Consider the following 3,381-nt stretch of genomic DNA (forward strand, 5'->3'; position numbering starts at 1 on the left):
TTTAATGTGCAGGAATTAAATGACAGCACAGGAAACTATTATGGCATCAACCAGATCAGCAAGAATGTGAATATCGGCAACAGAAAGAAGCTCATTAATGGAAATGGCTTTGTATTTGGTGTGCCGGGTTCCGGTAAATCCTTCTTCTGCAAGATGGAGATGGGCAGCGTATTCTTGTCGGGTGATGATGAGATAATCGTCATAGATCCAATGAACGAATACTTTGATATTGCTGAGACTTATGGCGGAACTGTAGTAAATATGTCTACTTACACGGATAACTATGTGAATCCGCTGGAGATGGATGTGTGGAGCCTTGACCCGAATGATTCAAAGGGAATGGTAAGAGAAAAAGGCGAGTTTATGCTTGGACTTTGTGAGCAGTGTATCGGAGACAGTTTAAATTCAAGACAGAAGTCAATCATTGACCGCTGTGTGAGAAAGCTGTATATCGACATTGCAAGGAGCAAAGAGAAGTATATCCCTGTAATGAGTGACTTTTACGATATCCTTATGGCACAGCCGGAGGACGAGGCAAAGGACATTGCATTGTCATTGGAGCTTTTTGTAAATGGTTCACTTAACATCTTCAACCATCAGACAAATGTGGATGTGGATAACAGATTCACAGTATATGGCATCAGGGACTTAGGTACAGAGCTTAGTCCTATCACAATGCTTGTCATGATGGAGTCCATTCAGAACAGGATTGTTGAGAATGGTAAGAGAGGCAAGGCAACATGGCTCTATATTGATGAGTTCCATGTCTTACTTAATTCCGAGTATTCTGCAAAATATCTGCAGCAGCTCTGGAAGAAAGTGAGAAAACAGGGAGGTCTTTGTACCGGTATCACACAAAATGTAGTCGATCTGTTGCAGAATTACACAGCAACCACAATGCTTGCAAACTCTGAGTTTGTGGCACTTTTAAAGCAGGCGAATACAGACAGTTCCAAGATGGCGGAGGTTATCGGAGTATCAGAGGCACAGCTTAGATTTGTAACCAATACTGCATCTGGAATGGGACTTATCAAGTGTGGTTCTGTGGTGATTCCGTTTGATAATCAGATAAGTAAGGATACGGATTTGTATAATCTGTACAATACCAACATTCACGAGATAATTGAGATGAAAAAGCATGCAAATGAAAAATGTTAATTCTTTATGAAGTCATGAATTTTGGATTGACATATTTTCATATGACAGGTAATATAATATTAAAGACAGGCAACTTGAGTGTCTGCCAAGCGGCAAAGTAAGGTGTTGTGCCAGAGAGCAGTGCCTTATGAGCTTTATAAGGGTTTGACATTTACCACAATCTGGCTAGAGGTTAATCCTCGAAAGAAAATGTTAGAAGGGCTCTGCTTATGCAGAGCCTTTCTTAATCTAAGGATGTAGTGGAGAACTGTAATGAGGAATGTTTTAGATTGCATAAATGCATTTATTCCGCTATTATCAACCGAATATGAGCTTGTACTAGGGAGAAAAGGTGTTTCAGTTACATTAAGAATTTCATTTGATAAAAAAGATTGTTTTCATCTTATGGGATTACAATATCTGGTAGACAGACCTGAATTGAGCCGAGACAGAGGGAGAGTATTTGATGAGATAGCAGATGGAACAATTACAATTGAAAAAATAGAGTCATCAGATTTTTATAATAAGATAGAGCAAAGAGTTCATTTCCTGCCATTGCTTGAACAAATGATTGATAGTAATGATACTGTGTTTAAGTATAATAAGAAAGCAAATATGTATTCAATGATTGAGGCTGATTATCTTATGGAAAACAACGTGGAGAGCAGGAATCTATTTTTGTTTTTATCTAATGATGAAGGAGATAATTATTTCTGTCGTTCATTTTTTCCAGAGGAAAAGATGGATTATTCAAAAAATCAAGCATCGTGGACACTTCTTTATAAGAAAAAGATTGATTTATCAACCAGAATAGAGACAGTTCTTTACAATAGAATCAAATAGATTTTTACATAAGCCATTTGGACTAATCATCCAGATGGCTATTTTTTTACCCATTTTTGGGTAATGGATGTAGAAAGAAGGTGAGAACAATGAAGATAAAGAAAGTGGATGACAAACCAATGGTCATTCACACCAAGGAGAAAGCCAAGATTCATGCCCACGAGCCAAAGGGTGCCAAGATTAAAGGCAGCAACATCTATACAGTAGAGAGAGGTCCGAAAGTGCATGATGCTAAAGCCAATGAAATGGATAAAAAAGCATCTGCAAAATTAATGCTTCAGAAAAGTGCTGGTGGAAAGCGTACTTATAGAAAGAGTACCATTCATCAATCGGAGGCTAAGGATAAAGGTCTTTCTAGGTTTAAGCGTAACATCAGAGAGTCAGGAACTTCCATCAAGACCAAGAACACCAATCTTCACATTGCAGGAAGAACAGGAGCACTTGCAGCTGGGGCAGTAACAGAACAGGTGGAAGGCGGGCATGAGGTATCGCAGGCAGCATATCTTGCATATGAATCAAGCCGACCTGTTACCGGAACTGCTTCCAAGGGTGCAGCACTTTTCAGGAAAAAGGCGGCAGCCGAGGCAAGAAAGCGTATCAAGAAGGTAGAGGCAGGAAAGAAGCTGGCAAAAAGGACAGCAAAGAAAGCTGCCAAAGATACTGCCAAGACGGTAGCTAAAGAGACGGCAAAAGAAACAGCAAAGACTACTGCCAAGGTTGCAACAAAAACTGCTACAAAGGCAGCTGCTACAGCGGCAGGAACAGCGGTTGCACCGGGAGTTGGCACGGCAATCGGCATGGCAGCCGGATATGCTGCAGGTGTGTCCATAGAGGTCAAGGATGAAAAGATGACCAACCGGAGCAGGAAGATAAAATTCTTTCTGGATAAGATGAAAGCACAGGAGAATCAGACAGACAGCGTGGCAAAACTGGTAAAGGATCTGATTGTGCGAAAAGTGATTACCTGGGTAAAGGCAGCTGCACCGATTATCGGATTGGTGCTTTTATTACTTGTTCTTGTAGTTGCCATGATTGCGGTTCCGGTTATAGCGGTGATAGCAATCCTTTACAATTCTCCATTTGCTTTATTTCTGCCACCACTTGAATCAGGAGATACCGTGCAGACAGTAACGAGTGCTTATGTGCAGGAGTTTAACCGGGATGTGAATACGAAAGTGAATGAGCATACCGGATATGACCTTGGAGAGCTTGTATATGTGGATTATGAAGGTATGGAAGAAAACCCAAGCAATTACTATGACATCATGGCAGTCTATATGGTCAAGCATGGTATCGGAGATACTGCAACAGTCATGAATGACATTTCAAAAGGCTGGCTGCAGGCAGTTGTAAATGATATGTGTTCATACACCACAAGCACAGGAACAAAGGATGTGGAAG

The 3,381-nt window shown here is 40.7% G+C and carries 3 protein-coding genes; all 3 read left to right on the forward strand.

The window, feature by feature from the left end; genetic code table 11:
* Positions 1 to 1,158: VirB4-like conjugal transfer ATPase, CD1110 family (locus WMO38_RS14865; protein ID WP_349163198.1), on the forward strand; the 1,158-nt coding region annotated here is incomplete at its 5' end.
* A gap of 252 nt (positions 1,159 to 1,410) precedes the next feature.
* Positions 1,411 to 1,980 carry a PBECR4 domain-containing protein gene (locus WMO38_RS14870; RefSeq protein WP_006859616.1) on the forward strand — a complete coding sequence of 190 codons (570 nt, stop codon included), beginning with the start codon at positions 1,411 to 1,413 and terminating at the stop codon, positions 1,978 to 1,980.
* A 119-nt stretch (positions 1,981 to 2,099) separates the two neighbouring features.
* On the forward strand, positions 2,100 to 3,381 hold a 1,282-nt coding region (locus WMO38_RS14875), incomplete at its 3' end, for a hydrolase (RefSeq protein ID WP_349163199.1).

It is taken from the genome of Lachnospira hominis (ex Hitch et al. 2025), assembly GCF_040096395.1.
GTDB classification, from domain to species: Bacteria; Bacillota; Clostridia; order Lachnospirales; family Lachnospiraceae; genus Lachnospira; species Lachnospira hominis.